Here is a 4,771-nt window from a genome sequence, read left to right as displayed (position 1 = left end):
TTCGTGCCTTCACAATATTTGTGAATTACGCCGACTACTGTGGGAGCGAGCCTGCTCGCGATAGCTGTTTCAAAGATGCATCAGCGGAAGCGATCAACCTCGGAACGCAGATCCGCCGCCAGCTTCTCCAGCTCTTTCGCGGTGACAGCCAGGTTCGACACAACCTCACGCTGCTCACTGTTGGCCAGTGCGATGCTCTGCAAATTGCTGCTCAGCAACGTCGCAGTGCTGCTTTGTTCCTGAGTGGCGGTGGTGATCGCGGCGAACTGCTGGCCTGCCGAACGGCTCTGCTCATCGATCCGCGCCAGTGCCGAGGCGACATTGGCGTTGCGCGAAAGGCCTTCCTGCATCAGCACATTGCCCTGTTCCATGGTGCTGATCGCGTTGCCGGTTTCCTGTTGGATGCTGTGGATCATGCTGGAGATTTCATCGGTCGCCTGACGGGTACGCGAGGCGAGGCTGCGCACTTCGTCCGCGACCACGGCAAAACCGCGACCTTGTTCACCGGCACGAGCGGCTTCGATGGCAGCGTTAAGTGCCAACAGGTTGGTCTGCTCGGCGATCGAAGTGATCACGCCGACAATCCCGCCGATTTCCTGAGAGCGCTGCCCCAGCGTGTTGATCACGCTGGCGGTGCTGTTCAGCGCGCCAGCGATCTGCTCCAGCGACGACGACGCTTCTTCCATCGAGCTGCGGCCGATCTGGGTCTGCTGAGCGTTTTCCTGCGCCAAGCGCTGGGTCGCGCCCATGTTGTCGGCAATGTTCAGCGACGTCGCGCTGAACTCTTCCACGGCGCCGGCCATGCTGGTGATTTCGCCCGACTGTTGCTCCATGCCTTCATACGCGCCGCCGGACAAACCGGACAGCGCCTGCGCACGGCTGTTGACCTCTTCCGAAGCGCGGCGGATGTGCTCGACCATGGTCGACAGCGCCTGGCTCATCTGGTTGAACGCGCGGGACAGCTGACCGATTTCATCGTGGCTCGATACGTTCAGCCGCACACTCAGATCACCCGCGCCCAAGGCTTCGGCCTGACGCACCAGATCGCCCAGCGGTGCAAGTTTGCTGCGCAGCAGCCAGACCACGGAACCGACCGCGAGCAACATCGCCAGCAGGCTGCCGATCGCCAGTTGCGTACCGACACTCCAGGTCACCGCGCGGATCTCGGCTTTCGGCATGCTCGCCACCACCGACCACGGGCCACCTTCGAACGGCACGGCGATGCTGTAGAAGTCCTCACCCTTGTCGCTCCAGAACTCACCCTTGCCCGGGGTTTTCACCAGGTTGTTGATGGTCGGGGCGGCTTGATCCAGGTTTTCGACGCCGGCAATCGGCACCAGCCATTTGTTCTGCTCGTCGAGCAGCGCCAGCGAGCCGGTCTTGCCAATGCGGAAGCGCTTGAGATTGGCGAACTGCGCGTTCTGCGCATCGGTGTAGTCGAAGCCGACGTACAGCACGGCGATGATCTTGCCGCCCGCATCGCGCACCGGGGTGTACTGCGACATGTAGTAGCGCTCGAACAGCAACGAGCGGCCGACATAACTCTGCCCCGCCATCAACTTCGCGTACGCCGGGTTGGCATGATCGAGCACGGTGCCGATGGCACGGGTGCCGTCCTGCTTGCTGACGTTGGTGCTGACGCGGATGAAGTCTTCGCCGCTGCGCACGAATACCGTGGCCACACCAGCGGTCATCTGCTTGAACTCGTCAACTTCCTTGAAGTTGTTGTTCAGCACCTCGTTGCCCAGATGCAGGCCCGGAGTCTGCACGCCGGCCACGGTCACTGGCTGATCGGGGTGCACACTCAAACCACTGCCGAAGCGCTTTTCGAACAACCCGCTCAGGCGCAGGGTGCTTTCGCGCAGCGTACCGTGGAAGGTACTCAGCTGATCGGCCAGCAGCCGGGCCTCACTGGCCAGATGCTCTTCACGGGTGGCGAGGTTGGCGGAATCCAGCGAACGCAAGGCGAACACCGTACTGCCGCTGATGACTATCGCCAGTATCACAGCAAGGGCAAGGCCCAGCTGCGAGGCGATCCGAGCACGAGGTTGAGACATGAACAGCTCCTGGCCGAGCCACCGAATCCTCCTTGATCGCGGTAATTGCCCGGAAAATATTCTAATAATGGGGGTAGCGCGGAACCGGCACGACGGTTCCACATGCTCGTAGTCGGCGGAAAATCCGAATACTTGAGCGGATTGCGTGGGTATGGCGCAGTAGTGGCATTGTGCCGGCTCGAACGTTTCAGCTCAAGCGCTCTACCGCCGGCAATTGCATGGCACGGACTTCGCCTTGGAGAAAATCGCTGAGACGGCGCAAACGTTCACCTCCCGGGCGCGGCTTTGGCCAGACCAGGTAATAATTCAGGCCACTGGCGACGGCCGTAGGCCACGGCAGGCTCAAGCGCCCTTGCGCAACATCTTCGGCAACCATCAACAGATCCCCCATCGAAACGCCGTAGCCGCGCGCCGCCGCGATCATGCCCAGCTCCAGCGTATCGAACACTTGCCCGCCCTTGAGCGAAACCTGATCGGACAGGCCCATGCGCTCCAGCCAACTGCGCCAGTCGCGGCGATCCGGGGTCGGGTGCAGCAGTTCAGCAGCTGCCAGACGCGCTACATCCCAAGGTTGATCATTGAGCAGGTTCGGCGCGCCGACCGGGATCAATTCCTCGGGAAACAGCAGGCTCGCTTCCCAGTCCGGCGGGAAATGCCCGTCACTGAGCAACACCGCGCAATCGAACGGTTCATTGTTGAAGTCCACCGAATCGATATCCATCCATGCGCTGGTCAGTTGCACCTCATTGCCCGGCTGCAAATGGCGGAAGCGACTCAACCGCGCCAGCAGCCAACGCATGGTCAGGGTCGATGGCGCTTTCATGCGCAGAATGTCGTCCTCGGCGCGCAAGGTATTACAGGCGCGCTCAAGGGCGGCGAAGCCTTCGCGGATACCGGGTAGCAGCAGCCGCGCCGATTCGGTCAGTTGCAGATTGCGCCCGCTGCGGTGAAACAGCCGGCAGGCGAAGTGTTCTTCAAGAGTGCGCATGTGCCGACTGACCGCGCTCTGGGTGATCGACAGTTCTTCCGCCGCGCGGGTGAACGAGCTGTGTCGCGCTGCCGCTTCGAATGCGCGCAGGGCATACAACGGCGGAAGGCGTCGGGACATACACAGAGCTCCAATAGCGGGGATACAGCCAATTCGGCAGGACGATTCAGGATGAGTATTAATCATGCCACCCATCCTTTTTATCCCTTTGTGCAAAGCCTGCCAAGCGCCGAGAATCGACGCTCTTCTGTTCCCTCTGAAATTTGGGTGGTGATGACCATGCAGCATCCTGTGCGTACCGAACTCTGGGCCATTCTGCGGCTGGCGGGGCCGCTGATTGCTTCGCAGTTGGCGCACATGCTGATGGTGCTGACCGACACCCTGATGATGGCGCGCCTCAGCCCCGAAGCGCTGGCCGGTGGCGGCCTTGGTGCCGCGAGCTACTCGTTCGTGTCGATTTTCTGCATCGGCGTGATTGCAGCGGTCGGCACACTGGTGGCAATCCGTCAGGGTGCCGGCGACATCATCGGTGCCGCGCGCCTGACACAGGCCGGGTTGTGGCTGGCCTGGCTGATGGCCCTCGGCGGCGGGCTGTTGTTGTGGAACCTCAAACCGGTGTTGCTGCTGTTCGGCCAAACCGAAACCAACGTCAACGCCGCCGGGCAATTTCTCATCGCCCTGCCCTTCGCCCTGCCCGGTTATCTGAGTTTCATGGCCCTGCGCGGTTTTACCAGTGCGATTGGCCGGGCGACGCCAGTGATGGTCATCAGCCTCGCCGGCACGGTGGCCAACTTCCTGCTCAACTACGCGCTGATTACCGGCATGTTCGGCCTGCCGCAGCTGGGTCTGACCGGCATTGGTCTGGTCACAGCGATTGTCGCCAACTGCATGGCACTGGCGCTGGCCTGGCATATCCGCCGGCATCCGGCGTATGACGCTTATCCGTTGCGCGCCGGCCTGTCGCGACCGAACCGGCAATACCTCAAGGAACTCTGGCGCCTGGGCCTGCCGATCGGTGGCACCTATGCGGTAGAGGTCGGGTTGTTCGCTTTCGCTGCGCTGTGCATGGGCACCATGGGCAGTACGCAAATGGGTGCGCATCAGATTGCACTGCAGATCGTTTCGGTGGCGTTCATGGTCCCGGCCGGGATGTCCTATGCCATCACTATGCGCGTCGGCCAACACTACGGCGCCGGGCAACTGGTCGATGCACGGATGTCCGGGCGTGTCGGCATCGCCTTCGGCGCAGTGGTGATGCTCGGCTTTGCTCTGGTGTTCTGGCTGTGGCCGAACCAGTTGGTCGGCCTGTTCCTAGACCACAACGATCCGGCGTTTGCCGAGGTGATCCGTCTGGCGGTGAGCCTGCTGGCCGTAGCGGCGTGGTTCGAACTATTCGACGGCACGCAGACGATTGCCATGGGCTGTATTCGAGGGCTCAAGGATGCCAAGACTACGTTTCTCGTGGGGCTCGCTTGCTATTGGCTGATTGGCGCGCCGGCGGCGTGGTGGATGGCGTTCCATCTCAATTGGGGGCCGACGGGTGTCTGGTGGGGTCTGGCGTTGGGCCTGGCCTGCGCGGCGGTGAGCCTGACGCTGGCGTTTGAATGGAAGATGCAGCGGATGATTCGGCGCGAGCCAGTTGCAGAGAGGTTCGAGGCCATCGGCGCGGATTAAGATCAAAAGATCGCAGCCTTCGGCGGCTCCTACGAGGGAACACATTCCAAGG

General features: G+C 61.9%; 3 protein-coding genes. 1 reads left to right on the top strand and 2 read right to left on the bottom strand.

The features are described 5' to 3' along the window. Positions 1 to 80: 80 nt before the first annotated feature. Both F8N49_RS25635 and F8N49_RS25630 read right to left on the bottom strand, forming a co-directional pair. Positions 81 to 2,057 (bottom strand): methyl-accepting chemotaxis protein, encoded by a 1,977-nt coding sequence (locus F8N49_RS25635; RefSeq protein ID WP_016772578.1) that lies wholly within the window; start codon positions 2,055 to 2,057, stop codon positions 81 to 83. Between the two features lie 187 nt (positions 2,058 to 2,244). Further along, positions 2,245 to 3,165: a LysR substrate-binding domain-containing protein gene (locus F8N49_RS25630; RefSeq protein ID WP_016772577.1), complete on the bottom strand. Its 921-nt coding sequence runs from the start codon at positions 3,163 to 3,165 to the stop codon at positions 2,245 to 2,247. A gap of 159 nt (positions 3,166 to 3,324) precedes the next feature. On the opposite strand from F8N49_RS25630, the gene F8N49_RS25625 reads away from it, so the two are divergent. Then, on the top strand, positions 3,325 to 4,719 hold the full coding sequence (locus F8N49_RS25625; RefSeq protein ID WP_122748384.1) for a NorM family multidrug efflux MATE transporter: 1,395 nt from the start codon (positions 3,325 to 3,327) through the stop codon (positions 4,717 to 4,719). Positions 4,720 to 4,771: the final 52 nt, after the last annotated feature.

The organism is Pseudomonas sp. GXM4 (assembly GCF_008923895.1).
Taxonomy (GTDB): Bacteria; Pseudomonadota; Gammaproteobacteria; order Pseudomonadales; family Pseudomonadaceae; genus Aquipseudomonas; species Aquipseudomonas atacamensis.
The sequence above is the reverse complement of the archived record's forward strand: the minus strand, read 5'-3'. Positions and strand labels throughout refer to the sequence as shown.